At 64.5% G+C, this 26,384-nt stretch carries 26 protein-coding genes; 22 read left to right on the plus strand and 4 right to left on the minus strand.

Annotation, left to right across the window (positions count from 1 at the left end; translation table 11 throughout):
• From FJ958_RS27695 to FJ958_RS27720, 6 genes are all read left to right on the plus strand, one after another.
• Positions 1–555 (plus strand): ATP-binding cassette domain-containing protein (locus FJ958_RS27695; protein ID WP_140748148.1); only part of this gene is annotated, 555 nt, incomplete at its 5' end.
• 114 nt (positions 556–669) lie between these two features.
• Entirely contained in the window at positions 670–1,665 is a 996-nt protein-coding gene (gene iolG, locus FJ958_RS27700) for an inositol 2-dehydrogenase (protein WP_140748151.1), read from the plus strand.
• Positions 1,666–1,698: 33 nt separating this feature from the next.
• On the plus strand, positions 1,699–2,493 hold the full coding sequence (locus FJ958_RS27705) for an SDR family oxidoreductase (RefSeq protein ID WP_140748154.1): 795 nt from the start codon (positions 1,699–1,701) through the stop codon (positions 2,491–2,493).
• 129 nt (positions 2,494–2,622) lie between these two features.
• Positions 2,623–2,889, plus strand: a complete 267-nt coding sequence (locus FJ958_RS27710) for a type II toxin-antitoxin system Phd/YefM family antitoxin (RefSeq protein ID WP_140748157.1) — start codon at positions 2,623–2,625, stop codon at positions 2,887–2,889.
• Positions 2,886–3,308: a type II toxin-antitoxin system VapC family toxin gene (locus tag FJ958_RS27715; RefSeq protein ID WP_140748160.1), complete on the plus strand. Its 423-nt coding sequence runs from the start codon at positions 2,886–2,888 to the stop codon at positions 3,306–3,308. Before FJ958_RS27710 ends, FJ958_RS27715 begins: the two co-directional genes overlap by 4 nt.
• 253 nt (positions 3,309–3,561) lie before the next feature.
• Positions 3,562–4,650, plus strand: coding sequence for a 3-deoxy-7-phosphoheptulonate synthase (locus FJ958_RS27720; protein WP_140748162.1), 1,089 nt, complete (start codon positions 3,562–3,564; stop codon positions 4,648–4,650).
• 54 nt (positions 4,651–4,704) lie between these two features.
• Here the strand turns inward: FJ958_RS27720 and FJ958_RS27725 are convergent, their stop codons facing one another.
• The gene (locus FJ958_RS27725) at positions 4,705–5,340 is read right to left on the minus strand and encodes a LysE family translocator (RefSeq protein WP_140748165.1); all 636 of its coding nucleotides are present in this window, start codon (positions 5,338–5,340) and stop codon (positions 4,705–4,707) included.
• Positions 5,341–5,468: 128 nt separating this feature from the next.
• Between FJ958_RS27725 and FJ958_RS27730 the strand changes: the two genes are divergently transcribed.
• Entirely contained in the window at positions 5,469–6,173 is a 705-nt protein-coding gene (locus FJ958_RS27730) for a YafY family protein (RefSeq protein ID WP_140748167.1), read from the plus strand.
• Positions 6,174–6,526: 353 nt separating this feature from the next.
• Here FJ958_RS27730 and FJ958_RS27735 read toward each other — a convergent pair whose 3' ends face one another.
• Positions 6,527–7,636 (minus strand): Gfo/Idh/MocA family oxidoreductase, encoded by a 1,110-nt coding sequence (locus FJ958_RS27735; RefSeq protein WP_140748170.1) that lies wholly within the window; start codon positions 7,634–7,636, stop codon positions 6,527–6,529.
• 155 nt (positions 7,637–7,791) lie between these two features.
• On the opposite strand from FJ958_RS27735, the gene FJ958_RS27740 reads away from it, so the two are divergent.
• The 15 genes from FJ958_RS27740 (at position 7,792) to FJ958_RS27810 (ending at position 23,662) form a co-directional block, all read left to right on the plus strand.
• Positions 7,792–8,637, plus strand: coding sequence for a MurR/RpiR family transcriptional regulator (locus FJ958_RS27740; protein WP_181168745.1), 846 nt, complete (start codon positions 7,792–7,794; stop codon positions 8,635–8,637).
• Between the two features lie 223 nt (positions 8,638–8,860).
• Positions 8,861–10,795: a 5-dehydro-2-deoxygluconokinase gene (gene iolC, locus FJ958_RS27745; RefSeq protein WP_140748176.1), complete on the plus strand. Its 1,935-nt coding sequence runs from the start codon at positions 8,861–8,863 to the stop codon at positions 10,793–10,795.
• A 34-nt stretch (positions 10,796–10,829) separates the two neighbouring features.
• Positions 10,830–12,680: a 3D-(3,5/4)-trihydroxycyclohexane-1,2-dione acylhydrolase (decyclizing) gene (iolD, locus tag FJ958_RS27750; protein WP_140748179.1), complete on the plus strand. Its 1,851-nt coding sequence runs from the start codon at positions 10,830–10,832 to the stop codon at positions 12,678–12,680.
• Positions 12,681–12,853: 173 nt separating this feature from the next.
• Entirely contained in the window at positions 12,854–13,771 is a 918-nt protein-coding gene (gene iolE / locus FJ958_RS27755) for a myo-inosose-2 dehydratase (protein ID WP_140748182.1), read from the plus strand.
• Between the two features lie 42 nt (positions 13,772–13,813).
• The gene (locus tag FJ958_RS27760) at positions 13,814–14,032 is read left to right on the plus strand and encodes a DUF3329 domain-containing protein (protein WP_140748185.1); all 219 of its coding nucleotides are present in this window, start codon (positions 13,814–13,816) and stop codon (positions 14,030–14,032) included.
• 5 nt (positions 14,033–14,037) lie between these two features.
• Positions 14,038–14,850 (plus strand): 5-deoxy-glucuronate isomerase, encoded by an 813-nt coding sequence (gene iolB, locus FJ958_RS27765; RefSeq protein WP_140748188.1) that lies wholly within the window; start codon positions 14,038–14,040, stop codon positions 14,848–14,850.
• Positions 14,851–15,002: 152 nt separating this feature from the next.
• Positions 15,003–15,710 (plus strand): DUF1045 domain-containing protein, encoded by a 708-nt coding sequence (locus tag FJ958_RS27770; protein WP_140748191.1) that lies wholly within the window; start codon positions 15,003–15,005, stop codon positions 15,708–15,710.
• Positions 15,711–15,757: 47 nt separating this feature from the next.
• Positions 15,758–16,897 carry an alpha-D-ribose 1-methylphosphonate 5-triphosphate diphosphatase gene (locus tag FJ958_RS27775; protein ID WP_140748194.1) on the plus strand — a complete coding sequence of 380 codons (1,140 nt, stop codon included), beginning with the start codon at positions 15,758–15,760 and terminating at the stop codon, positions 16,895–16,897.
• Positions 16,894–17,523, plus strand: a complete 630-nt coding sequence (phnN, locus tag FJ958_RS27780) for a phosphonate metabolism protein/1,5-bisphosphokinase (PRPP-forming) PhnN (RefSeq protein WP_181176540.1) — start codon at positions 16,894–16,896, stop codon at positions 17,521–17,523. The genes FJ958_RS27775 and phnN overlap by 4 nt, the downstream gene beginning before the upstream one ends.
• Before the next feature lie 192 nt (positions 17,524–17,715).
• Complete coding sequence (locus FJ958_RS27785; RefSeq protein WP_140748197.1) at positions 17,716–18,633, plus strand: MurR/RpiR family transcriptional regulator; 918 nt, start codon at positions 17,716–17,718, stop codon at positions 18,631–18,633.
• 91 nt (positions 18,634–18,724) lie between these two features.
• The gene (locus tag FJ958_RS27790; protein WP_181176541.1) at positions 18,725–19,729 is read left to right on the plus strand and encodes an extracellular solute-binding protein; all 1,005 of its coding nucleotides are present in this window, start codon (positions 18,725–18,727) and stop codon (positions 19,727–19,729) included.
• Between the two features lie 16 nt (positions 19,730–19,745).
• Positions 19,746–21,575, plus strand: coding sequence for an ABC transporter permease subunit (locus FJ958_RS27795; protein ID WP_181176542.1), 1,830 nt, complete (start codon positions 19,746–19,748; stop codon positions 21,573–21,575).
• On the plus strand, positions 21,572–22,615 hold the full coding sequence (locus tag FJ958_RS27800) for an ABC transporter ATP-binding protein (protein ID WP_140748206.1): 1,044 nt from the start codon (positions 21,572–21,574) through the stop codon (positions 22,613–22,615). The genes FJ958_RS27795 and FJ958_RS27800 overlap by 4 nt, the downstream gene beginning before the upstream one ends.
• Positions 22,616–22,694: 79 nt before the next feature.
• The gene (locus FJ958_RS27805; protein ID WP_140748209.1) at positions 22,695–23,450 is read left to right on the plus strand and encodes a COG4280 domain-containing protein; all 756 of its coding nucleotides are present in this window, start codon (positions 22,695–22,697) and stop codon (positions 23,448–23,450) included.
• Entirely contained in the window at positions 23,447–23,662 is a 216-nt protein-coding gene (locus FJ958_RS27810) for a hypothetical protein (RefSeq protein WP_140748212.1), read from the plus strand. Before FJ958_RS27805 ends, FJ958_RS27810 begins: the two co-directional genes overlap by 4 nt.
• 84 nt (positions 23,663–23,746) lie before the next feature.
• Here the strand turns inward: FJ958_RS27810 and FJ958_RS27815 are convergent, their stop codons facing one another.
• Together FJ958_RS27815 and FJ958_RS27820 are read right to left on the minus strand one after the other, a co-directional pair.
• A complete protein-coding gene (locus tag FJ958_RS27815) occupies positions 23,747–24,742 on the minus strand; it encodes an ABC transporter permease (RefSeq protein WP_140748215.1) in 996 nt (331 codons plus the stop codon).
• A gap of 56 nt (positions 24,743–24,798) precedes the next feature.
• Entirely contained in the window at positions 24,799–26,337 is a 1,539-nt protein-coding gene (locus tag FJ958_RS27820) for a sugar ABC transporter ATP-binding protein (protein WP_140748236.1), read from the minus strand.
• Between the last annotated feature and the right edge of the window lie 47 nt (positions 26,338–26,384).

Below are 26,384 nucleotides of genomic sequence, written 5' to 3' on the forward strand. Positions count from 1 at the left end.
ACGGGTCCCATCGCGGCACGCGAGGCGGGCATCGAGACCGTATTCCAGAACCTGGCGCTGGCCGACGACCTCGACGTGCCGTCGAACCTGTTCCTCGGCCGCGAGAAGGTGCTGTTCAACCTCGGGCCATTCTCGATCCTCGATCGCAAATATATGCGCAAGGCAACCGAGGCGGCCCTGGTTCGCACCGCGGTGAAAATCCCCAACCTCTCCAACACCATCCGCCACATGTCGGGCGGCCAGCGCCAGTGCGTGGCGATCGCCAGGACGGCGACCTTCGCTTCCAAGCTGATCATCATGGACGAGCCGACGGCGGCCCTTGGCGTGCAGGAGACGGCGCAGGTCGAAAACATCATCCGGACGCTGAAGGACAATGGCGAGCCGCTGATCCTGATCAGCCACAATATGCGCCAGGTGTTCGACCTTTGCGACCGCATCGTCGTGTTCCGGCGCGGCCGCATCGTGGCCAATCTGCGCAAGGAGAATACAGACGGCCAGGACATCGTCTCCTACATCACCGGCGCCAAGACCGGGGAAGCCGAACTCGCGGCCTAGGCCGGGCGCGGAGGCGGCGGTCATCGCCTCCCTGTCGATATATCTGGACCACAAAATCACCCTGCGCCCATGGCTGGCGACGCCAGCTTCGAACCATCCCCAGAGGAAATATCCATGACTCTCCGCTTCGCCCTCCTCGGTGCCGGCCGCATCGGCAAGGTCCACGCCCGCGCGGTCGGCTCCAATCCGCAGGCCAAACTGGTTGCGGTCGCCGATGCCTTCGAGAAGGCGGCGACGGAATTGGCGACCGCCTATGGGGCGGAGGTGCGCACGATCGACGCCATCGAGAAATCCGGGGATATCGACGCCGTCGTCATCTGCACGCCGACCGACACCCATGCCGACCTGATCGAGCGCTTCGCCAAGGCCGGCAAGGCGATCTTCTGCGAGAAGCCGATCGACCTCGACGTCAAGCGGGTGGAGAAATGCCTGGCCGTGGTCGACAAGTCCAAGGCGACGCTGATGGTCGGCTTCAACAGGCGCTTCGACCCGCATTTCGCCGCCGTGCGCAAGGCGATCGACGACGGCGCCATCGGCACCGTCGAGATGGTCACCATCACCTCGCGCGATCCCGGCGCGCCGCCCATCGATTACATCAAGCGCTCGGGCGGCATTTTTCGCGATATGACCATCCACGATTTCGACATGGCGCGCTTCCTGCTCGGCGAGGAACCTGTTGCGGTCAGCGCCCACGCCTCGGTGCTCGTGGACAAGAAAATCGGCGAGGCCGGCGATTTCGACTCGGTCAGCGTCATCCTCGAGACGGCGTCAGGCAAGCAGGCCGTCATCTCCAATTCACGCCGCGCCACCTATGGCTACGACCAGCGCATCGAGGTGCATGGTTCGAAGGGCATGGTCGCGGCCGAGAACCAGCGGCCGGTGTCGATCGAACTGGCCAATGAGAAGGGCTATACCCGCCCGCCGCTGCACGACTTCTTCATGACGCGCTATCTCGACGCCTATGCCCTCGAGATCGCGGCCTTCATCGCCGCGGCGACATCGGGCAAGAAGGCGGCGCCGAGCGGTGCCGACGGGCTTGTGGCCTTGAGGCTCGCCGATGCGGCGCTGAAATCGGCGACGTCAGGCAAGACCGTCCGTCTCGACAAGTAACGGAATTCGACCCAAGAAAACAGGAGCAGAGCGATGAGCGCATCCGCCGATCGCAATCATGATACACGCGCCATCGTCACCGGCGGCGCGCAAGGCATTGGCTTCGCTGTCGCGGAGGCGCTTGCCGATGAGGGCTGCCGGGCGCTGGCGCTCATCGGCCGCTCGCAAGCGAAGGGGGACAAGGCCGTCGCCAGCCTCAAGAAATCCGGCGTCGACGCGATCTTCATCAGCGCCGACGTTGCTGATGTGGCAGACTGCAAGCGCGCGGTGGCGACCGCGATTTCGCATTTCGGCACGATCAACGCGCTGGTCAACGCCGCCGCCACATCGGCGCGCGGATCGTTGGTCGAAACCTCGGAAGAGCTTTTCGACCAGATTTTCGACACCAATGTGCGAGGACCGTTCTTCCTGATGCAGGGGGTGGTCGCACATCTGCTGGAACGCAAGGCGCCGGGCTCGATCGTCAACGTTTTGTCGATGTCGGCGCATGCCGGCCAGTCCTTCCTGACGCCCTATTCGACCAGCAAGGGCGCACTGATGACGCTGACCAAGAATGTCGCCAGCTCCTATCGAAAAAACCGCATCCGCTGCAACGCCGTGCTGCCCGGCTGGATGGACACCGAGGGCGAGGCGATCGTGCAGAAGAAATGGCACGACGCGCCGGACGACTGGCTGGAGAAGGCCGAGGCCGCGCAGCCGATGGGCCAGTTGGTGAAGCCGGCACAGCTCGCCCGGCTGATCACCTACATGATCAGCCCGCAGGCTGGTGTCATGACCGGGTCACTGGTCGACTACGACCAGAACATTGCCGGCGTGGTTGGGGAGTAACGGCAACACTACGTCCCGCAGAGCTCGGGCCGTGTGTCCGCACCATCACGGCCGCGCTTTAAAGCCCTGTTGCCGGAGCATCGGCATTCCCATATAGTCAAGATGGTCAGACTAGTCATGGGATTGAAAATGCTGCCAGAACCCAAGAAAGGCACGAGCTGGACGGTCGCTGGGGCAAAAGCCCGGCTATCGGAGGTTATCGAGCGCGCGCAATCTTCGCCGCAGACCATCACGAGAAACGGCAAACCAAGCGTGGTTGTCGTTTCGGCCGAGGAATGGCGGCGGAAAACTGTTCGTAAGGGTACGCTTGCGGAGTTCCTGCTGGACTCGCCACTGCGCGGCGCCGATCTCGACCTTGAGCGTCAACGCGACGAACCGCGTGATCTGCCGCTGTGAAGCTGCTGCTCGACACGAATGTCCTGTCCGAGGCGACGAGGCCGTCGCCGGACGTGCGCGTTCTGGAGTGGCTGGACGGGCTCGATGAGGACCGGACCTTCATCAGTGTCGTTTCGATCGCCGAGATCCGGCGCGGCGTTGCTCTTATGGATGAGGGCCGCAAACGCGAGGCGCTGGCTGAATGGCTCGCTCTGGACCTGCCGCAGCGCTTCGAGCAGAGGGTTCTTCCGGTGAACGAACCGGTAGCATTGGCGTGGGGCGATCTGATGGGCTTTGCCAAGCGCCGGGGTCGCGGTCTGTCATCGATGGACGGATTGATCGCAGCCACCGCGATTGCGCGGCAGCTCACCTTGGCGACGCGCAATACCAGGGATTTCGAAGATCTTGGACTTGAACTCCTCGACCCCTGGACTGCATGAATCGGGTGCTTATGCGGGCCTCGAAGCGCCCATCTCTCCTCGTAGTCGCATCAGCCTCGTGACAAACGTTTCAGCTTCGACTATATGAGCCGCATGATCAACCTGACCGCCACCTATTGGTACTTTAGCAGCTCGCTGGCGGCGGGAGGATTGCGCTCGATCTGAAGATTGCAGCATCAAAATCCGAACAGCCGCCAGACCTGGCGGCTTTTTTGTTTCAGCCGGCAGGTCTCCCAACCAGGAGCAGAAAGCCGTGTTGACCACCACAGACGACCTTCGGGTCACCGAAATCAGGACACTGAGCACGCCGGACGAGGTGATGCGCGAGATACCGCGCACGCTGACGGCGACGCGTACCGTCGCCACCTCGCGCAATGCCATCCATTCCATCCTCACAGGGGCCGACGATCGACTTGTTGTCATCGTCGGCCCTTGTTCCATCCACGATCCGGTCGCCGCCGTGGACTATGCCAGCCGTCTGGCGGCGCTGCGCGAGACCCTGTCCGACCGGCTCCAGATCATCATGCGGGTCTATTTCGAAAAGCCGCGCACGACCGTCGGCTGGAAGGGCCTGATCAACGATCCCGACCTCGACGGCAGCTTCAACATCGAAAAAGGGTTGCGCATGGCGCGCAACGTGCTGTCGGCCGTCAACAATCTCGGCCTGCCGGCGGCTACCGAATTCCTCGACATGACCATACCGCAATACATTGCCGACCTCGTCGCCTGGGGCGCGATCGGCGCACGCACGACCGAGAGCCAGATCCATCGCGAGCTGGCATCGGGCCTCTCCTGCCCGGTCGGCTTCAAGAACGGCACCGACGGTAATCTGCGGATCGCCGGCGAGGCGGTGAAATCGGCCGCGCAGCCGCATCACTTCATGGCGGTGACCAAGGGTGGGCGCAGCGCCATAGCGGCGACCACCGGCAATGAGGACTGCCATGTCATCCTGCGTGGCGGCGTTCAGCCCAACCATGACGCGGCGAGCGTCGAGGCGGCAGCCACGGAGCTCGGCCGCATCGGCATCGCCGCCCGGCTGATGATCGATGTCAGCCATGCCAACTCAGCCAAGAAGCCCGAGAACCAGCCCAAGGTGGCGGCTGACGTGGCCGCCCAGGTGGCGGCAGGCGACGAGCGCATCATCGGCGTCATGATCGAGAGCAATCTCGTCGCCGGCCGGCAGGACGTCGTGCCCGGCAAGCCGCTCGTCTACGGCCAGAGCATCACCGATGGCTGCATCGACTGGGCGACCACCGAGACCGTGCTGCACGGCCTTGCCGGCGCCGTCGAGTGGCGCCGATCGGCACGGCGCGCAATGATGGAGAGGCAAGGAGCCGCCTGATCTGGCAGGCCATGGCTGTATGGAAGGGCGGCGGTCTCCGGATTCGGACCGGTCTCACGCCGCCCTCAAACCTTCCCATGCGGTGAACAGCGCGACAGCAAACAGCAGCAGGCCGGCGGCGCGGCCGGCAAAAGCCGTGGCACGCGGATTGGCGACCAGCAGGTCCCGGCTGCGGCCGGCGGTAATCGCGAGCCCGCCATAGATGGCGAACTGCGCGAGGACCGTCAGCAGCCCCATGATGGTCGCTTGCGCCCAGATCGGACCGTAGTCCGGCTTGAGGAACTGCGGATAGACGGCCAGGACAAAGAGATAGGCTTTTGGATTGATCAGGCAGGTTACGGCGCCCTGGCGGAAGGCCTTCCATGCCGAGCGGCTGCCGGTTGGCCCGCGATTGTCGACCGTGATGGAGCTGCGCATCAGCGTGATGCCGATAAAGGCCATGTAGGCGGCGCCGGCGATCAGCAATGGCGTGAACAGGATCGGCACGAAATGCATGAGCAGGCCGACGCCGAGCGCGCCGTTCAGCGTATGGACCATGCCGCCGAGCATGATGCCGCCGGTAGCCGCCAGCCCCCGGTTGATACCGCCGGTGAGGGCATTGGCCAGCACGAACAGCATGTCCATGCCAGGCACGATGATGATGCCGAGCAGGAGCAGGAAGAAAAGCCAGAGATTGAGCGCGTAATCCATGTCAGTTGCCTGTGAGCCTTCCTAGCAATCCATTGGGGAAGCCGTTGATTTTCATATCGACAGGCAGTCCTATAGGTCAGCCCAACTGACGATGGTGTGTCAGTAGCGAACGGGAACCGGGTGAAAGAATGCGCAAGGCGTCGCGTCTGTTCGAGATCATCCAGATCCTGCGGCTGGCAAGACAGCCGGTGACCGCTGCAATGATCGCCGAGCGCCTGGAGGTGACGATCCGCTCGATCTATCGCGACATCGCCGCGTTGCAGGCGATGCGGGTACCGATCGAAGGCGGACGTGGCATCGGCTACATACTGCGCCCCGGCTTCGACCTGCCGCCGCTGATGTTCTCGATCGAGGAGATGGAGGCAATCGTCCTGTCGCTGGCGCTGCTGGAACGCACCGGGGACGACGAGCTCAAGCAGGCGGCCAAGCGCGTCAGCAGCAAGATTGCCGGCGCGGTGCCGCTACCGCTGCGCCAGACGTTCGATGCCAATGCGCTGCATGCATGGGGTTTCGCCGCGCCTTCGGCCGGCACGGTCGACCTGGCGCTGGTGCGCCGCGCCATCCGCGACGAGGAAAAGCTCGATCTTTCCTATCGCGACGAGCTTGGCCGCGCCTCTGAACGCCTCATCCGCCCGATCGCCCTCATCTACTACGCCGAAACCGCCAACATCGTCGCCTGGTGCGAGTTGCGCCAGGCGATCCGCAATTTCCGCAGCGACCGCATCGAGGATTGCCAGCCGACCGGGCTGACGTTCAAGGGCGAAGGCGACCGCCTGCGGCAGGTCTGGGTGAATGGGTGGGAGATGAATGCCGCCGCTGGTGCGGGCTACTGAGGAGATCGCGAAACATTTGGCGCGGAAATTCTAGCTAATCGGCCGTGTGGTGCTTACGTGGGCAGATCGGAGCCCTTGGAGATTTGCCGAAACCACGATCCCGTCGTCATCCTATGGCGGAGCAAGGAGCGAAGCGACGGCGCAGACCATAGGATCCATGCCGTCACGTTAAAGCGTTGCAACGGTGCAGAATTCTGCTCCGCTGCACCCTTCGCCCAAAGTCACGGCATGGATCCTTGGGTCTTCACTCCGCTTCGCGTCGCTACGCCCAAGGATGACGAAGTCGGAAAGCTGCGGTCAATCACAGACGTTTGCGGGAGTTCGCCGAAAAGTCGGCAATGTCTTCCCTGCCGCTACCGCACATCGACCCAGCGCTTTTCCTCGAAGGAGCGCGCCATTGCGTGCACGGTGCGCTCGATCTCCAGCCCTTGCGCGAATTCGATGAGCCGCGCCGGCCTGCCGGCGAGCCGCGTCAGCAATTCGCGGCACTCGATGATCTTGAGATCGTTGAAGCCCAGGCCATGACCGGGCGCCGGCACAAAGGCGTCGTACGGCTTATGGTGCGGCGCCACCAGGATGGTGCGATAACCCTGTTCGGTCGGGCGGTCCGATGTGAGGTAAAGCTGGAATTCGTTCATCCGTTCCTGGTCGAAGAGTATCGAGCCCTTGGAGCCAAAAATCTGGACGGCGATGCGGCCCTTGCGGCCCCAGGCCGAGCGGTTGACCTGGAGCGTGCCGGCAATGCCGTTTTCCAGATGCATCAGCACGCTGGCGATGTCGTAGGTTTCAACCGCGCGGCGCCCGCCGGCAGCCAGCTTGCGGTCGGCATAGGGCTTGGCCATGTCGCAGATGACGCTGGCGACGCGTCCGAACAGCACAGAGACCAGCGACAGCGGATGCACGGCGAAATCGTCGAGCGCGCCATAGCCTGAAGCGGCCTCGTGCTTCCAGAAGAACAGCGCCTCGGGATCGGCCATGAAATCCTCGTCCATCTCGATGCGCAGATGGTTGACCTCGCCGATGGTCTTCTCGTCGAGCAGCGCGCCGATGTGGCGGATGGCCGGGCTCTGGATGTAGTTGTAGCCAAGGGCGGCGACCTTGCCCGACTTCTTCGCCGCAGCCGCCATCGCCTCGGCTTCGGCAAAGGTCGGCGCCATCGGTTTTTCGCACCACAGATGCTTGCCGGCTTCGAGGATGGCGATGGCCATTTCCGGATGGAACTGGTTGGGCGTGGTCAGCGAGACGATATCGACCTCCGGGTCGTTGACCACGGCGCGCCAGTCGCCGGACGCCTTGGCGAAGCCGAACTCGTCGGCCTTGCACCTGGCGAGATCCTCGTTGACCTCACCGAGATGGACCAGCCGCGGCTTGGCCACGTCGGGAAAGACGGCGCCGACAGCGCTCCACGCGATGGCATGGCATTTGCCCATGAAGCCCGTGCCGATAAGACCTACGCCGACCATCCGCGATTTCTCCATTGCCAGAAGCGCCGATTGGATGAATTAATCCATTTTCTTCGGGAATGGAATGTCTGCCTCATTTTTTATGGCGTTCTTGCGCAAGCTCGCTATGATGAGGCAGAGAGGACGCTTCACGGATGAGCTTGAACGGGCCGACGATGGACGAACTGGTACCTCGCGACTTCGAGACGCTGCGCGCCACTATCCTGGACCGGCGCGAGAGCCTGCCCAAGCGCATCGCCCAGATCGCCGCCTATGCGCTCGACAATCCGGACGACATCGCCTTCGGCACCGCCGCCAGCATCGCCGCTTCGGCCGGCGTGCAGCCTTCGACCCTGATCCGCTTTGCCCAGCAGCTTGGCTTCGACGGCTTCACCAGCCTGCAGCAGGTGTTTCGCGAGCGGTTGCGCGAGCGCAATTCTTCCTATGACGAACGGTTGCAGGCGCTGCGTGCCAAGGCTGATACCGGCGCCGGCCACCGGGCGATCTTCGACGGATTCGTCGCCGCCGCCAGCACCTCGCTCAACGACATTTCGCGCACGCTTGACGACGCGCATCTGGAAGACGCTATTTCCCTGCTGGCGAAGGCGCAGACCATCTATGTACTGGCCAAGCGGCGCTCCTACCCGGTGGCGACCTACATCGCCTACGCGCTGGGCAAGCTGAAGATCCGCAACCAGCTGATCGAATCCGCCGCCGGCCTGAACGCCGAAATGGTCGGCTTCGCCACGCCGGCGGACGCCGTCATCGCCATCAGCTTCTCGCCCTATGCACCGGCCACCATCGAGGAAGCACGCAGCATTTCGGAACAGGGCGTGCCGATCGTCGCCATCACCGACAGCTCGTTTTCGCCGCTTGCCCAGTTCGCCAGGGTCTGGTTCGAGGTTGCCGAGGCGGACTTCGCCGGCTTCCGCTCGCTGTCGGCAACGATGGCGCTGGCCATGGCTCTGACCGTCGGCGTCGGCGAGAAGCGGCGCGACGCAAGCCGCAAGCGAAGAACCTGAATTTGACCCCGAGTAGGCCTGGGCGAGGCCGGAAATCGGACACCGCCCATCGCTTCCCGCCTTCGGTCCGGGATCATGGCCGCGCACTTTTCAGTACGGGAATGCTCATTCCATATTGACTATGGATTGGAATTATTATTTCATATTGCCGGCGCCACGCTGCCGCTCGCGCGTGTTACCCAAGCAATGTTGTTCATGACAACGAGACTGACGGGAGGTTCCAATGAGCGAAGCCGTGGACGCGAAACAGGCGCCGCTCGACGTCATCACCATCGGTCGTGCTTCCGTCGACCTCTATGGCCAGCAGATCGGCTCGCGGCTGGAAGACATCACTTCGTTCGCCAAGTCGGTCGGCGGCTGCCCGGCCAACATCTCGGTCGGCACAGCGCGGCTCGGCCTGCGTTCGGCGCTGCTGACCCGCGTCGGCGACGAGCAGATGGGCCGCTTCATCCGTGAACAGCTGAAGCGCGAAGGCGTTTCCGTCGAAGGCCTCAAAACCGACAAGGAACGGCTGACCGCGCTGGTGCTGCTGTCGGTCGAGAGCGAAGGCGTTTCGCCGATGATCTTCTACCGCACCGACTGCGCCGACATGGCGCTGGCGCCGGAAGACATCGATGAGGCCTTCATCGCCTCGGCGCGCGCCATCGTCGTCACCGGCACGCATTTTTCGCGCCCCAACAGCGACGCCGCCCAGCGCAAGGCGATCCGCATCATGAAGGCCAAGGGTGGCAAGGTTGTCTTCGACATCGACTATCGCCCGAATTTGTGGGGGCTTGCCGGCCATGCCGAGGGCTTCGAGCGCTATGTGAAGTCGGACCGGGTCTCGGCCCAGTTGAAGACGGTGCTTCCCGATTGCGACCTTATCGTCGGCACCGAGGAAGAGATCATGATCGCCTCTGGCGCCGACGACTGCCTGAGCGCGCTGAAGACGATCCGCTCGCTATCGTCGGCCACCATCGTGCTCAAGCGCGGCGCCATGGGCTGCATCGTCTATGACGGGCCGATCAGCGACGATCTCGAGGATGGCGTCGTCGGCAAGGGTTTCCCGATCGAGATCTACAATGTGCTGGGCGCCGGCGACGCCTTCATGTCCGGCTTGCTGCGCGGCTGGCTTGGCGGCGAGAGCCTTGCAACAGCGGCGACCTGGGCCAATGCCTGCGGCGCCTTCGCCGTCTCGCGGCTGCTGTGCGCACCGGAATACCCGACCTTCGAGGAGCTGCAGTTCTTCCTGAAGAACGGCAGCAGGCACCGGGCCCTGCGCAAGGACGAGGCGATCAACCACATCCACTGGGCGACCACGCGCCGGCGCGACATCCCTTCGCTGATGGCGCTCGCCTGCGACCACCGCGTGCAGCTCGAGGATGTCGCGGCCAAGGCCGGCGCCGATCCTGCGCGCATCCGCGATTTCAAGGTGCTGGCCGTCAAGGCGGCGGCAAAGGTCGCCGCCGGCCGTGATGGCTACGGCATGCTGATCGACGAGAAACATGGCCGCGAGGCGATGTTCGAGTTCGCCCGCCATCCTTTCGCCTGGCTTGGTCGCCCGGTGGAACTGCCGGGCTCCCGACCGCTGCGCTTCGAGTTCTCGCAGGACATCGGCTCGCAGCTTGCCGAATGGCCTGTCGATCACTGCATCAAGTGCCTGTGCTTCTACCATCCCGACGATCCGGCGGCCTTGAAAGAAGAACAACAGCAGAAGCTGCGCGCGCTGTTCGAAGCCGCGCGCAAGGTGGGCCGGGAACTTCTCATCGAGATCATCGCCGGCAAGCACGGCAAGCTCGACGACACGACAATCCCACGCGCGTTGGAAGAGCTTTACGCGCTCGGCATCAAGCCTGACTGGTGGAAGCTCGAGCCGCAGGCGTCGAGCGGCGCCTGGGCCAGGATCGAGGCCGTCATCCTGAAACATGATCCCTGGTGCCGTGGCATCGTGCTGCTTGGGCTCGAGGCGCCGCAGGACGAGCTGGAAGCGGCTTTCGCCGCCACCGCCAAGGCCCCGATCGTCAAGGGTTTTGCCGTCGGCCGCACCATCTTCGTCCACGCCGCCGAAGAGTGGCTCGCCGGCAGGATGTCCGATGACGAGGCCGTCGCCGACATGGCGTCGCGCTTCGAGCAACTGACCGAAGCGTGGCTTGCCGCGCGCGGCCGCAAGGCAGCATGACAGGCGCGGCACAAGGACCGCGGAGGAAAAGACCATGAGCAAGACAATCCGCCTGACGATGGCGCAGGCGCTGACCCGCTTCCTGTCCCGCCAGATGACCGAGATCGACGGAAAAAAAATGCCGACCTTCGGCGGTGTCTGGGCGATCTTCGGCCATGGCAATGTCGCCGGCATCGGCGAGGCGCTCTACCAGGTGCGCGACGACTTGCCGACTTTTCGCGCCCACAACGAACAGGCGATGGCGCATGCGGCGATCGCTTATGCCAAGGCCAATTTCCGCCGCCGCTTCATGGCCGCGACCTCTTCGATCGGGCCGGGCGCGCTCAACATGGTGACGGCGGCCGCACTCGCCCATGTCAACCGCCTGCCGGTTCTGTTCCTGCCTGGCGATGTTTTCGCCAACCGCATTCCCGATCCGGTGCTGCAGCAGGCCGAGGACTTTTCCGACGGCACCGCGACCGTCAACGACTGTTTCCGTCCGGTCTCGCGCTATTTCGACCGCATCACGCGGCCCGAGCAGATCATCCCGTCGCTCAGCCGCGCCATGCAGGTGCTGACCGATCCGGCCGATTGCGGGCCGGTGACTTTGTCGCTCTGTCAGGACGTGCAGGCCGAGGCCTATGATTATCCCGAGAGCTTTTTTGTCGAGCGGGTCTGGCATCAGCGCCGGCCGCGTCCGGATCGCTGCGAGCTTGCCGCGGCCGTCGCGGCACTCAAGGGCGCGAAGAAGCCGCTGATCATCGCCGGCGGCGGCGTCATCTATTCGCAGGCCTCGGATGAGTTGGCGACATTCGCTGGAGGTGCCGGCATTCCGGTCTGCGAGACGCAAGGCGGCAAATCCTCGCTGCCGGACGATCATCCGCTCAACATGGCGGCGGTCGGCGTCACCGGCACTTCGGCCGCCAATCGGCTGGCTGAGGAAGCCGATGTGGTGCTGGCCATCGGCACGCGACTGCAGGATTTCACCACCGGCTCTTGGGCGCTGTTCAAGAACTCCGGCAAGACCATCATCGGGCTCAACGTGCAGCCTTTCGATGCCGGCAAGCACCGCGCGATGCCGCTGGTCGCCGATGCGGCAGAGGGGCTCGCCGAACTCGGTGCCGCGCTGAAGGGCTGGAAGGCGCCCGCCGTCTGGACCGAGAATGCGGCCGAGGGCAAGAAGACCTGGCAAGCCGACGCGGCCAAGGTGACGGCGTCGACGAACGTCGCTTTCCCCTCCGACGCACAGGTGATCGGCGCCGTGCAGCGGGCCATGGGCCCCGGCGTGACCTTGCTGCATGCGGCCGGCGGCCTGCCGGGAGAACTGCACAAGCTTTGGCAGGCCGGCGCGCCCGGCTCCTACCATGCCGAGTATGGTTTCTCGACCATGGGCTACGAGATTGCCGGCGGGCTTGGGGCCAAGATGGCCAAGCCGGGCGAGGAAGTCGTCGTCATGGTCGGCGACGGCTCCTACCTGATGCTCAATTCCGAGATCGCGACGTCAGTGATGCTCGGTCTGAAGCTGACGATCGTGCTGCTCGACAACAGGGGTTTCGGCTGCATCAACCGGCTGCAGATGGCAACCGGCGGCGCCAATTTCAACAATCTGCTGAAGGATTCGCGCCACGAGATCGTGCCCGATGTCGACTTTGCCGCGCATGCGGCGAGCATGGGGGCGATTGCCGAGAAGGTGCCGTCGATCGCCGAGCTGGAAAACGCGCTGCGGAAGGCCAGGGGGAACGACCGCACCACCGTGCTGGTCATCGACACCGACCCGCTGGTCTCGACCGATGCCGGCGGCCACTGGTGGGACGTAGCGGTGCCGGAAGTGTCCGCGCGGCCGCAGGTGAACGCGGCGCGCAAGGCCTATGACGAGAAGCGGCAGATGCAGAGTGTTGGTGACTAATGTCGGCGCCGCCCCTCACCCTTACCCTCTCCCCCTAAGAACGGGGAGAGGGGTCGCCAGCGTCGCGATCAGCCCCTTCTCCCCGTCCCTATACGGGGAGAAGGTGCCGGCAGGCGGATGAGGGGCGGCACTGACGGCCAAAGAATGAGCTGTTTTGAAACGGGAGTGACGACTTGAAAGCCAAACTGGGCATGTCCCCCATTGCATGGTGGAACGACGATCTTGCCGAACTCAGCGATGACGTGTCGCTGGAGGAGTGCCTGCGCCAGTCGCGCTCGGCCGGCTTCACCGGCATGGAGATGGGTCGGCGTTTTCCCAACGATCCCGCCGTCATGCTGCCGATCCTGAAGGCGGCCGACGTGACGCTGTGCGGCGGCTGGTTCTCGGGCACGCTGGTCGATGAGGACATGGCCAAGAACAAGGATCGCATCCAGCCGATGATCGACCTGTTCAAGGCGGTCGATGCGCCCTGCATCGTCTATGGCGAGGTCGGCCGCTCGATCCAGGGCGACCGTTCCAAGCCGCTCGCCACCAAGCCGAAACTCACCAGCGATGAGATGAAGGCGTATGGCCGGCGCCTGACCGAGTTCGGCGAATGGTGTGCCGAACAAGGCATGCCGCTGTCCTACCACCACCACATGGCGGCGGTGGTCGAGACCGAGCCGGAGCTCGACGCCTTCATGCGCCATTCCGGCGAAGGGATTCCGCTGCTGCTCGATGCCGGACACCTGGCCTTTGCCGGCGGCGATGTGCTGCGCGCCATAGACAATCACCACAGGCGCATCAGCCATGTCCACGTGAAGGATGTGCGCATGGATGTGATCGACAAGCTCGACCGCACGAAGCAATCCTTCCTCGACGCCGTGGCGCTCGGCGCCTTCACGGTGCCGGGCGACGGTTCGCTGGATTTCGGCGCCATCGTGCAGCGCTTCGCCGACCATGGTTATGAGGGCTGGTTCGTGGTCGAGGCCGAGCAGGATCCGAAGAAGAACCCGCCGCTCAGGATGGCGCAGGTCGGACACAAGGAACTGATGCGGGTGATGACGGCTGCCGGCTACACGGTCGAAACGCAAGGTTTTCCGAATGCCTGACGCAAGGGTTCCCCACGAGGCAGGTTGCTGTAAATTGGCCTGATGAAAGATTCCGAGCACCCCTTCTTCCGGCCCTTATGGCGGCGCGTCGCCGTCGTGGCGGTCTGCGTCCTCTGGTCGATCATCGAGTTCGCCACCGGCACGCCGTTCTGGGGCGTCATCGCGCTCGGCTTTGCCGGCTATGGCGTCTGGCAGTTCTTCTATCTCTACAAGCCGGCCGACGAGAGCAAGGCAACGGCCGAGCCCGAACCAAAGGAGTAAGCGGGATGTCGAAGCTGCTGGTGAAGGCCGACAAGGGCCACGGCCGCATCGCCCATGTGACGCCGAATAGCGCCGGCTGGACCTATGTCGGTTTCGACCTGCATCGGCTGAAGCCCGGCGAAAGCGCCTCGGGCAAAACGGCCGATCGCGAGGTCTGCCTGGTGTTCGTGACCGGCAAGGGCACCGCCACCGCCGACGGCAAGGAGCTTGGCCTGCTTGGCGAACGGATATCGCCGTTCAAAGGCAAGCCGTGGTCGGTCTATGTGCCCGAGGGATCGGACTGGTCGGTAACGGCCGATACCGAGCTGGAACTCGCGGTCTGCTCGGCCCCGGGATTGGGCGGCGGTTTGCCGGTTCGGGTGATCGGGCCGGACGATCTCGGCCAGGAGGTGCGCGGCAAGGGCACAAACACGCGCTACGTCACCAACATCCTGCCGGAAGGCAAGCCGGCGGACTCGCTCCTGGTGGTCGAGGTCATCACGCCCGGCGGCCATACGTCGAGCTATCCGCCGCACAAGCATGACCAGGACAATCTGCCCGCCGAATCCTATCTCGAGGAGACCTACTATCACCGCCTCAACCCGCCGCAGGGCTTTGCCTTCCAGCGCGTCTATACCGACGCCGACAAGAATGGGCATCGCGCGCTGGATGAAGCGATGGCGATCGAGGATGGCGACGTGGTGCTGGTGCCCAAGGGCTATCATCCCTGCGCCGCCTGCCATGGCTACGACCTCTACTACCTCAACGTCATGGCCGGACCGAAGCGGACGTGGAAATTCCACAATGCCCCCGAGCACGAATGGTTGATGAAGGCCTGACCCTTCCGGGTTTTCGGCTGAAGTTATTGGTCCAGCTTGGAAAAATCGTCGGCTAAAGACCCAGAGGGTCGATTTGCCTTCGAAAACCCTTCAAAGCTTCGTCAATCCGTCATGGAAATCACCTATGGCAACGGATCTGACGAGGATTTCCCATGCGTTATGCCATCTATTTCACCCCCCGGCAGGACGAACCGCTGGCGCGGATCGCCGCCAACTGGCTGGGCCGCGACCCGTTCGGCGCGGCGACAAGGCCGGTTGAGGCGGTGGCCGACCTGTCGGCGGCGGAAGTTGCCTTCCACACCGCTTCGGCGCGCCGCTATGGCTTCCACGCGACGCTGAAAGCCCCCTTCCGCCTGGCGGTGAACGAGACGGAAAACTCGCTGCGCGCGGCACTTGACCATTTTGCCGAGGCGACGCCGGTGGTGACGATCCCGCGTCTCGTCGTCAGCCAGATCGACAGCTTTTTCGCGCTGGTGCCGGAAGGTCCGCTGCCGCCGCTCAACCGCTTTGCCGACGACGTCGTGCGCGATTTTGACCGGTTCCGTGCGCCGCTGACCGAAGCCGAGATCGAACGGCGCAGCCCGGATTCGCTGAAGCCGGCCGAGTTCCGCAACCTGTGCCAGTGGGGTTACCCCTATGTCTTCGAGACCTTCCGCTTCCACATGACGCTGTCCGGGCGCGCCGGGCCACAGGAAAGCCTTCGTCTGCGCGCGGCAATCGACAGCCTGTTCGCGGATGTGCTGCGGCAGCCGGTGCTGGTCAACGCGGTGACGTTGTTTGTCGAACCTGAACCGGGTGCGCCATTCCTGGTGCTTTCCCAGCATGCGCTGGGACACCGCCCAGCCAGAAAATCCGCCTGACCGACTGCGGAATGGCTCCAGCCGGAAATAACCGAGGACTACCTGAAATGACTGCCGAGATTGTTCTTTCCAACGCCCGCATTGTGCTTGCCGACGAGATCGTCGAGGGTTCGCTGGTGCTGCGTGACGGCTTTATCGCCGGCATTGACGCGGGTGCCGCCCGAACCGGCGACGACATGGGCGGCGACTATATCATTCCGGGACTGGTCGAACTGCATACCGACCATCTCGAAGGCCATTACGCGCCGCGGCCGAAGGTGCGCTGGAATCCGATCGCCGCCGTGCTCGCCCATGACGCACAGGTGGCGACCGCCGGCATCACCACCGTGCTCGACGCGCTTCGCGTCGGCATGGATGAGGACGCCGACCTGACCTCGGACGACATCCGCAAGCTCGCCGATGCAATCGAGGACAGCGTGCAGGAAGACCGGCTGCGCGCCGACCACTTTATCCATCTGCGCTGCGAAGTTTCGGCGCCGGACTGCCTGCGGGCCTTCGCCAATTTCGATGAGGACGAGCGGGTCAAGCTGGCGTCGCTGATGGACCATGCGCCGGGCCAGCGCCAGTTCGTCAATCTCGAGACCTATGCCTATTATTATCAGCGCAAGCTGAAGCTGAGCGACCAGGACTTCCAGAAATTCTGCGAGAAGCGGATGGGCGAATCGGCACGCAATTCCAGCCCAAACCGCGCCTTCATCGCGGCCGCCTGCCATGAGCGCGGCATTGTCCTGGCCAGCCATGACGATGCCACGACGGGCCATGTCGAGGAGGCGATCGAGCAAGGCGTGCGGGTCGCCGAGTTCCCGACCACCGAGGAAGCGGCGCGGGCTTCGAAGGCCGCCGGACTCGGCGTGCTAATGGGCGCGCCCAACGTCATGCGCGGCGGCTCGCATTCGGGCAATGTCTCGGCGCGCACGCTGGCCGGCAACGGCCTGCTCGACATCCTGTCATCCGACTACATCCCCTTCAGCCTGATCCAGTCCGCCTTCTTCCTCGGCGACATGGTCGAAGGCATTTCGCTGCCGCAAGCAGTCGCCATGGTTTCGAAAAACCCGGCCGAAGCGATCGGCCTGACCGATCGCGGCATCATCGAACAGGGCCGCCGCGCCGATCTGGTGCGCGTGCGCGTCGACGATCATGTTCCGGTCGTGCGCACCGTCTGGCGGCAGGGGCGCCGGGTCGCATGATGGTGTCGGCCTTGATCGAGCGTGAGTTGTCCGCCGAAACGTTCCCGATCCGCCATGGCGTGTTTGTAGCGGTCGTAGGCCCAAGCGGCGCCGGCAAGGACACGGTGATCGGCTACGCCCGCGCGCTTTTTGCCGACGAGAGCCGGCTGGAGTTCGTGCGCCGTGTCATCACCAGGCCCAGCGATGCCGCGAGCGAGGATCACGATACGCTGGCCGATGCCGCCTTTGTCGAGGCCGAGGCCGACGGCGCCTTCGCCATCTCCTGGGAGGCGCATGGCCTGCGCTATGGCCTGCCCGCCGATGTCGACTGGTCGGTTGCCAATGGCCATGTCGCGGTGGCGAACGTGTCGCGCGCGATTATCCCCTCCCTGCGCGAGCGCTATGCCAATCTGGCCATTGTCGAGATCACCGCTTCGCCCGACGTGCTGGCCGAGCGGCTGGCAATGCGCGGCCGCGAATCGCGCGGCGAAGTGCTGGCCCGGCTGGCGCGCAGCGCCAATGTGACCTTGTCCGGTCCCGGCGTCACCACGATCGACAACAGCGGTCCGCGCGAGGCGGCCGGCGAGCGCTTCGCCGAGCTGCTGCGCAAGGCAATGGCCTTCTCCGACATGTCGGGCGTGATCTAGACCCCCCGCCCCACAGCTTCGATTTTCGCATCTCACGAGGCGACGGCCGCCGCTCCGGCGGTTTGCGGCCGCTCGTTTTTCGGCAGGCAGACATGTTCGCCTGGCCTACCGCCATTGTCACACCCCTGTAATAGACATTTCGGATGGTGGCGCCCGTTGCAATTACTACATCCAGAAAAATGACCGCCCGACATGACATATGATGCCTCGAAAGATCGGAAGGCGACGGTCGATGCCCGGGTCCAGGCGGCGCTGGAAAACCTGCCGCCGGCCGAGCAGCGCATGGCGCGGTTCTTCGTCGACCAGAAGCAGTCCGTCCTGCTGGGATCGGCGGCCGAGATCGCCGAATTGGCCGGCACCAGCGACGCCACCGTCGTTCGCACGGCGCGCTCGCTTGGCTTCGAAAGCCTCTCGGCACTTCGCCAGATGCTACTCTCGGACCTGACCGGCACGCCCTCCCCCGGCAAGCGCCTGGCGCGCACCTTGCAGGAGACCGGCGACGACAGCGCCGGGGCATTGCGACATGTCATCGACATTCACGAGAGCGTGCTCGACGTGCTCAAACGCCCGGAGATGGCCGCCGCTTTCGAGCGCAGCGTCGACATTCTGGCGCGGGCCAATCGCCGCCATGTCTTTGGCATCGGCCCATCGGGCGCGATGGCCGACTATGCCAGCTTGCAATTCAACCGGATTGGCCTGCCGACCAGCGCGCTGTCGGTATCGGGGATCGCGCTCGCCGACCGCTTGTTGTGGCTCGGCAAGGGCGACGCCGTGCTGATGATGGCTTACGCGCCGCTCTACCGCGAGGTCGAGATCATCCTCGAACAGGCCAGGCAGTTCGACGTCCCGGTCGTGCTGATCAGTGACAATCTGGCTCCGCTGGTGTCCGGCAAGGTGGCCGAGACGTTGCCAATACCGCGCGGCAAGGCCGATCACCTCGCCATGCATGGCGGCACGATAGTCCTCATCGAGGCGATGATCATCGGGCTGGCGAAACGAAACAGCGAAGCCGCCTTTGATGTCCTCGAGCGGTTGAGCACGGTTCGCGGATCGATCGACAAGGCATGGATAAAGCGCGGCGTCCGCAAGAATAACAACAATAAAAAGTAGAAATTCCTGCGTACGACACAAAACATTCAATTTGTTCATACATGGTACAATGGGGCTTACTGTGCCCGATCAAAATCGACTGGAGAGCAAGATGAAACTACGCACAACTTTCTGCTTCGCGATTGGCCTTAGCGCGCTTGCCGCGGCAGCACCAGCTTCGGCATCAGACCTCGTGCTTTACGACGCGCTCGATTTCGCCGGCCCGGTGGCCAAGGCCTTCCAGGCCAAGACCGGCCTCACGGTCGACGTCGTCGAACCCGGCAGCACCGGGGAGACGCTGGGCAAGATCGCCGCCGAGGGCAGCAACCCGCAATTCGACATCGTCTGGCTCGATGGCTCCGCCGTCATGGAGCGCATGGCGGCCGACCATGTGCTGCAGGCCATTCCCGCCGCCGCCTATGACAAGGTGGCATTCACCGACCTTGGCAAGTCGCTGATCCCGCAAAGCCACGCCTTCCTGCCGACCGGCACCAGCACCACGGCCATCGAGGTCAACACCAAGAAGGTGCCCGCCGACAAGCTGCCCAAGTCGTGGGCCGATCTTCAGTCCTTCGCAGGCAAGGTCGCGGCCAAGGATCCCAATCTGTCGGGTCCCGCCTATCAATGGCTGGCCGGCTTTTTCCAGACCAACGGCCTCGACGCCGGCAAGGCCCTGTTGGCCAAGACGCTGACCAACAAGTCCCTGTCGGGCCTGTCGAGCGGCGGCAAGGTGAACAAGGCGGTGCTGACCGGCGATGCCTCGGTCGGCATCAACCAGGACAGCGCCATCTTCTCGAAGATCGCCGCCGGCGAACCCGTCGTCGCGGTGTACCCCAGCGAAGGGTCCGTATCCTTGCCGCAGGGCCTCGGCATCAGCGCCAAGACGCAGCACATGGACGCGGCGCGGAAGTTCATCGACTTCGTCACCAGCGCCGAGGGCCAGGCCGCCATGCAGAATGGCGACGACACCGACTTCTTCTACATCCCGATCATCAAGGGCATCAACGCCAAGCCCGGCCGCGAAACCAACATCACCTACACGCATCTCGACGATGCCGTGGCCTCCGCTCACGAGACCGAGTGGAAGCAGTGGTACAAGGCCAACTTCGTCCAGTGACCCGGCTGTTCGGGAAATGACGATCCTCCAGCATTCCGGCGCCGCGGCTTTTGCCCGCGGCGCCGGCGCCAGAAAACCGCCGTTAGGCCGCCTGTCGGCGCTTACCCGCTACGGCGGGCCATTTGCCGTCTACGCCGTCTTTGGCCTGCTGATCGGATTGCCGCTTGCCCTGGTGCTGGTTCAGGCGGTCATGCCCGGCTTGTTTGCCGCGCAAGATGCCAGCAACGTCCTGAGTTTCGAGCCGCTGGCCCGCGTTTTCAACTCGCCCTATGTCGCGGGCTCGGTCCTGCATTCGCTTGAACTCGGCATGCTCGTCGCCTGCACCACCACGGCGCTGGGTGGCGCCTTCGCGATCCTGGTCCAGCGCTGCGATATTCCGGGACGAGCAGCGATTTCAATCGTGCCGTGGCTGGTTTTCCTGACGCCGTCCTATCTGAAGGCACTCGCCTGGGTGCTGCTGATGTCCTCCGGCGGTTATCTGGCTCAGTTTGGGCTGCTGCCTGCCTGGCTGGGCTCGGCGTTCTTCGGCCTGGCCGGCCTGGTGTTTGTCCACACGCTCAGCCTGTTTCCGCTGGCCGCCTTCATCATCGGCAGCGCGCTCGCCGGCCTGGGCAGCGAATTGGAGGATGCCGCGCGGCTCTCCGGTGCCACGCCGCTCAGGATCTGGCTCCGCATCAACGGCCCCCTGCTGGCGCCGGCCATCGCCCTGAGCTTCATCGCCACCTTCGCCGAGGTGCTGTCCGATTTCGGCCTAGCCTCGACCATCGCCAGAATGTCGAATTTCGGCGTGCTGACCTACGGCATCTACGCCGCCGCCAGCGATTATCCCGTCGACTTTCCCGCAGCCGGCGCCCAGGCGCTCGTCCTGCTCAGCCTTGTGCTGCTCGTCGTGGTGGCGGACAGGCTGCTGCGCCGCCGCGCCGACCCGCGCCTGATCTCCGGCCGCGCAAGGCCTGCCCGGCTCTACAATCTCGGCGCGTGGCGCTGGCTTGCCATGGCGGCGGCACTTGCCATCGCTTTCCTTGCGCTGGCATTGCCGCTCGGCGCGATCGCGGCACGCGCCTTGACGCAGACGCTGGGTCACGGGCTCGTCTGGAGCAATTTCACCAGCGCCAATGTGGTGGCGGCGCTCAGCCTGAACACCGCGGCCAATGATGGCCTGTTGCGCAGCCTCTTCTATGCCGGGCTGACGGCGCTTATCGCCAGTTCACTCGCCCTGCTCCTGTCGGCGCAACTCGACCGCGCGGGCCCGGTTCTGCGCAGCGCCGTCGTCGGCCTGTCGCTGGGATCGGTGGCAATACCGGGCATCGTGCTCGGCTTCGGCTATATCCTGGTCTGGAATCGCCTGCCGGGTTTCCGCGACTGGCCGTTTCCCCACTATGGCGACGGCTCGCTGCTGGTCATGGGCTATGTCGCGGCAGCACTTCCCTACTGTCTGGTGGTGATCCTTTCGGCCATCGGCCAGTTGGCGCCGAGCCTGACGGATGCGGCGCGCCTGCATGGCGTGGGCACAATCCGGCGATTGCTGGCGATCACCTTGCCGCTGGTGCTGCTGAGCGTGGTGACGGCCTTTCTGCTGACGTTCATTCGCACCGTTTTCGAGCTGCCTATCTCGCAGATGCTCATTCCCCAAAGCGGACCGCCGGCGCCGACGCTCATCCTGAAACTGTTCAGCCACGACCGTGATGGGCTGGCATCGGCTATCGCGCTGGTCGCCATGGCGGCCGCGGGCATCGGCGCCGCGCTGGTCTGGTACCCGCTTCGGCGGTTCGTCAAACCGCGTCGAAGCGCGGGCCATGCTGGTGTGGGCAGCGGGCAAACCGCGGGAACGGGAACCTTGTCATGACCGCCTCCCTGCATTGTGCCGGCATCTGCAAGTCGCTCGGCGGACGTCCGGTCCTGAGCGACCTCGACCTCAAGATCGACGCCGGCGAAGTGGTGTCGCTTCTTGGCGCCAGCGGCTCCGGCAAGACCACGCTTCTGCGCATCATCGCCGGACTGGTCGAGCCCGAAAGAGGATCGATCACGCTGGACGGGCGTGTCGTGTGGAGCGAGAATTCGGTGATACCGGCGGAAAAGCGGCGGATCGGCATGGTCTTCCAGGACTACGCGCTGTGGCCGCACATGACGGTCGCCAACAACCTGTCCTTCGGGCTGCGCTCGCAGCGGCTTTCGGATCGCGACATCGCCCAGCGGCTCGCCCACGCGCTCGACGTCACCCGCCTTGCCCCCTACAGGGATCGTTACCCGACCGAATTGTCCGGCGGCCAGCAGCAGCGGGTCGCCATCGCCCGCTGCCTAGCCGCACGCCCGGCGCTGATGCTGTTCGACGAGCCGCTGAGCAATCTCGACGCGGCGTTGCGCGAGGATATGCGCATCGAGATGATGGAACTGGTGCGCCGCGAGGCCATCACCGTCGTCTATGTGACGCATGACCAGGCGGAGGCGATGGCGGTCTCCGACCGCATCGCCATCATGCGGGCAGGCGAGATCGTCCAGTTCGACACACCACGTGCGATCTACGAGGCACCCGCCGATTCCTTCGTGGCCAGCTTCATCGGCGGCTTTTCGATCGTTCGCGGACAGGTCCGTGACGAACGCTTCACGATCGCCGAGAGCGACGCCGAAACCGTGCGCACGCCGGGCGCGCGCCCTGGCGCCGGCATGCTGGTCATTCGTCCCGAAGACGCCCGCCCGGCCGACGCCTATCCGGACAACCGCCTGCAGGGCAAGGTTCTGTCGAGCGCCTTCCAGGGCCGATGCTGGCGACTGGCGATCGACCTCGGACCCCACCGTGTGCGGCTCGATTGGCCCGAAGCGCCGCCGGTTGGCGCTTCGCTTGCTTTTTCGCTGCCGCCGGAGCGATGTGTGGTGCTGACCGCATAGCGATTTGGATCGCGATCCCGCAGATGGAAACGAGCGGCCAAAGGGATCATGGTCGAATGAGACAAGACAGGAAGGTTTGATGCAGACACTGACACCCATTCTCTCGACAGTCACGGCGGCATTTCTCGCCTCCCTGGTCGAGGTCGTCGAAGCCTTCACCATCGTGCTCGCGGTCGGGGTGACACGCAGCTGGCGCCCGGCCCTGACGGGTGCCGCCCTGGCGCTGGCGGTGCTGGCGGCCCTGGTGCTGGCGTTCGGCCCGCTGCTGGCGCTGGTGCCGATCACCACGTTGCAGTTCGTTGTCGGCGTGCTGCTGATCCTGTTCGGCATGCGTTGGTTGCGAAAGGCCATCCTGCGCAGCGTCGGCGTCATCGCCCTACATGACGAGGAGGCGGCTTTCGCCAAGGAAACCGCGGCGCTGAACCGGCAGGCCAATGACCGCCGCGCCGACTACCTCGCCGGGCTGGCGTCCTTCAAGGCGGTGCTGCTCGAGGGCGTCGAGGTGGTGTTCATCGTCATTGCCGTCGGTGCCGCGCACGGGCAGACGCTTTACGCCAGCCTGGGTGCGCTGGCAGCCTTCATCCTGGTGATGCTTGTCGGCCTGGCTGTCCACCGGCCGCTGGCGCGCGTTCCGGAGAATGCACTCAAATTCGTGGTCGGGCTGATGCTGACCAGCTTCGGCATCTTCTGGACCGGCGAAGGCATCGGCGCCGACTGGCCGGGCGCCGATCTCGCTCTGCTCGCCATCTTCTGCGTCGTCGCGCTGGCATCCTTTGCCATGGTGCGGTGGTTGCGCACTACCTACCCCGCAGCCGCTGGAGGGCTCGCCCGATGAACGTCATTCGTCTTATCGCCAAGGAATTCTTCGGCATGTTCGTGGATGACGGCAATCTGGCGCTGCTGGCGCTGGTGCTGGTGGCCGCCGTCCTTGCGGCGGTGAAGCTGCTGGCACTGCCACCGTTGCTCGGCGGCGCGGTGCTGCTGGTCGGCTGTCTCGCCATCCTGTTGCAAAGCGTTCGCCGCGCCGCAAGCGCGGCCCAGCGGTAGCTCCGACGAACACCCGGCTGAAAGCCTGACGGACTCAGCCGCGCAAGGTGCGGGCAAGCGCGGGCGCTGAGCGGCAGGGGTGTGTTATTCCGCGGCCGCGCCGGCCACGGTCTTGCGGCTGGCGTCGATCATCCGCCGCCTGGCCCGGAACACGCCCCATTGCTGGTCGACCAGCACGCCGATGAGGATAACGCCGCCCATCACCGCGAAGTTGAGGGAGGACGGAATGCCGAGCAGGTTGACGAGGTTCTGCAGCTCCTGCAGCAGCACGGTGCCGAGAATGACGCCGACCAGCGAGCCCTCGCCGCCGCGCAGCGAGAAGCCGCCGAGCACCGCCGCGGCAATGGCGTAAAGCTCGTAGAACTGGCCGTGGCTGGCCGGCGAGATCGAGCGCGTGTACATGGCGAAATAGATCGCCGACAGCGCCGTCAGCACGCCGCAGATGACGTAAGCCGCCATGACGATGCGCCCGGTGCGGATGCCCGAATATTTCGCCGCCTCCTCGTTCTTGCCGATGGCGTAGAGATAGCGGCCGAACACCGAGCGGTGCAGCACCACCCACATGACGATGGCGATGACGATCAATGCGAAAAAGGAGTTCGGCACGCCCCAGGAGCGGCCGGCGGTGAGGAATTCCAGCTCCGGAAAGTTCTGGCCGAAGGCGAAGCCGGCCGTGCCGTCGGCGGTGTAGAAGCGGGCGACGCCCCGATAGATCAAGAGGCCGCACAGCGTGACGACGAAGGGCTGCAGCTTGAGCCGTGTGATCAGCCAGCCATGCACCAGGCCGATAACGGCGCCCAGTGCGATGATCAGCACGAAGGCCAGCGGCCAGTCGAGCTCGCGTACGGCGATGAAGTCGATGAACAGCGTGCCCAGCAACGCGACCAGCGAGCCGACCGACAGTTCGATGCCGCCGGTGATGATGACGAAGGCCTGGCCGATCGACAGAATGCCGAACAGGCCGATCAGGTTCGAGGTGTTGGCAAGGTTGATCGGCAACAGGAAGCGCGGGTTGATGATGGCAACGATGGCGCCCACCACCAGGATCAGGATCAGCAGGCCGAGATCTTTCTTGCTCATCGTCTTCTCCCCAATGCCTGCCTGAGCAGATCGCGCTTCCGCGACCCGAGGCAAGACTATTTCGGCTGCTTGCCCACAGCCAGCAGCAGCACGTTTTCCTGGCTGAATTGTTCCTTGTCGAGAATGCCCGAGATCTGGCCCTCATGCATGACGGCGATGCGGTCCGACATGCCGATCACCTCTTCCATGTCGCTGGAGATCATCAGCACGGCGACGCCGGCGTCGGCCAACGCGCGCATCAGCCCATAGATTTCCGCCTTGGCGCCGATGTCGATGCCACGCGTCGGCTCGTCGAGGATCATCACCTTGGGGTTCATGGCCAGCCATTTGCCGAGCACGACCTTCTGCTGGTTGCCGCCCGACAGTGTGCCGGTGCGCGTCTGCACCGAGGGCGCCTTGATGCCAAGATTCTTCTTCTGCTTTTCGGCGGTTGCCGTTTCGGCGCCCGCCGACACGAGCGATCGCTTCGCATGGGCCGGCAGATTGGGCAGCGAAATATTCTGCGCGATCGACAAATCGAGCAGGATGCCGGTGAGCTTGCGGTCTTCCGGCACCAGGAAGATGCCGTGTGCGACGGCATCGGCCGCGGACGCCGGCGCAAGCGGCTTGCCGTCAAGTTCGAGCGTGCCGCCGAGGCTGCCGTCGATGCCGAAGAACACGCGTGCCAATTCGGTGCGGCCGGAGCCGACAAGGCCGGCAAGGCCGAGGATTTCGCCACGCCTGACGTCGAGATCGACCGGCCGGCCGGGATAGGTGGGGGTGCGGACGGCCTTGGCCGACAGGGCGACGGCGCCCGGCGCACGCGCCGCTTCGGAAGCCTTCTCGCGCTCTTTCAGCATGCGGCCGATCATCAGCTTGACCATCTGGTCGTGGTTGATGTCGCGCTTGCCCAGCGTGCCGGCCAGCATGCCGTCGCGCAGCACCACGACGCGGTCGGCGACACGCTCGACCTCGTGCAGGCGGTGCGAAATGAAGATGACGCTGATGCCGTCGGCCTTCAGCCCCTTGATGACGTCGAGCAGCTTGTCGGTTTCGGCGATCGGCAGGCTCGAGGTCGGCTCGTCGAGGATGACCAGCCTTGCCTTGATGGACAGCGCCTTGGCGATCTCGACCATCTGCTGCTGGGCAAGCGACAGGTCGGCGACCTGCGTGTCAGCGGAGAAATTGGCGCCGACGCGCTTGAGCAACGGCGCCACCATGGTGCGCAACCTGGCGCGGTCGACGAGCTTGAATGGCCCAGCGCGCAGCGGCTCGCGGCCGAAGAAGATGTTGGCGGCGACGTCGAGGTTCTCGAACAGGTTGAGCTCCTGGTGGACGAAGGCAATGCCCGAGCCAAGGCTGCCTTCGACGCTCAGGCCCTTGTGGGCGGTGCCGTCGACGGTGATGGTGCCGGTGTCCGGCGTGGTGACGCCGCCGAGGATCTTCATCAGGGTCGACTTGCCGGCGCCGTTCTCGCCGACCAGGCCGATGACCTCGCCCGGCCTGACCTCCATCGAAAAGCCATCGAGCGCGACGACGCCCGGATAGGTCTTGCGCACGTTCTCGAGGCTGAGGAACGGGGTGATTGCCGAGATGGATGTGTCGGAATAATTCATCATGCCTGACAGCAGCCGGCGGGCCATTTTGGTCCATCTTCAGACTG

This window comes from Mesorhizobium sp. B2-3-5 (genome assembly GCF_006442395.1).
Taxonomy (GTDB): Bacteria; Pseudomonadota; Alphaproteobacteria; order Rhizobiales; family Rhizobiaceae; genus Mesorhizobium.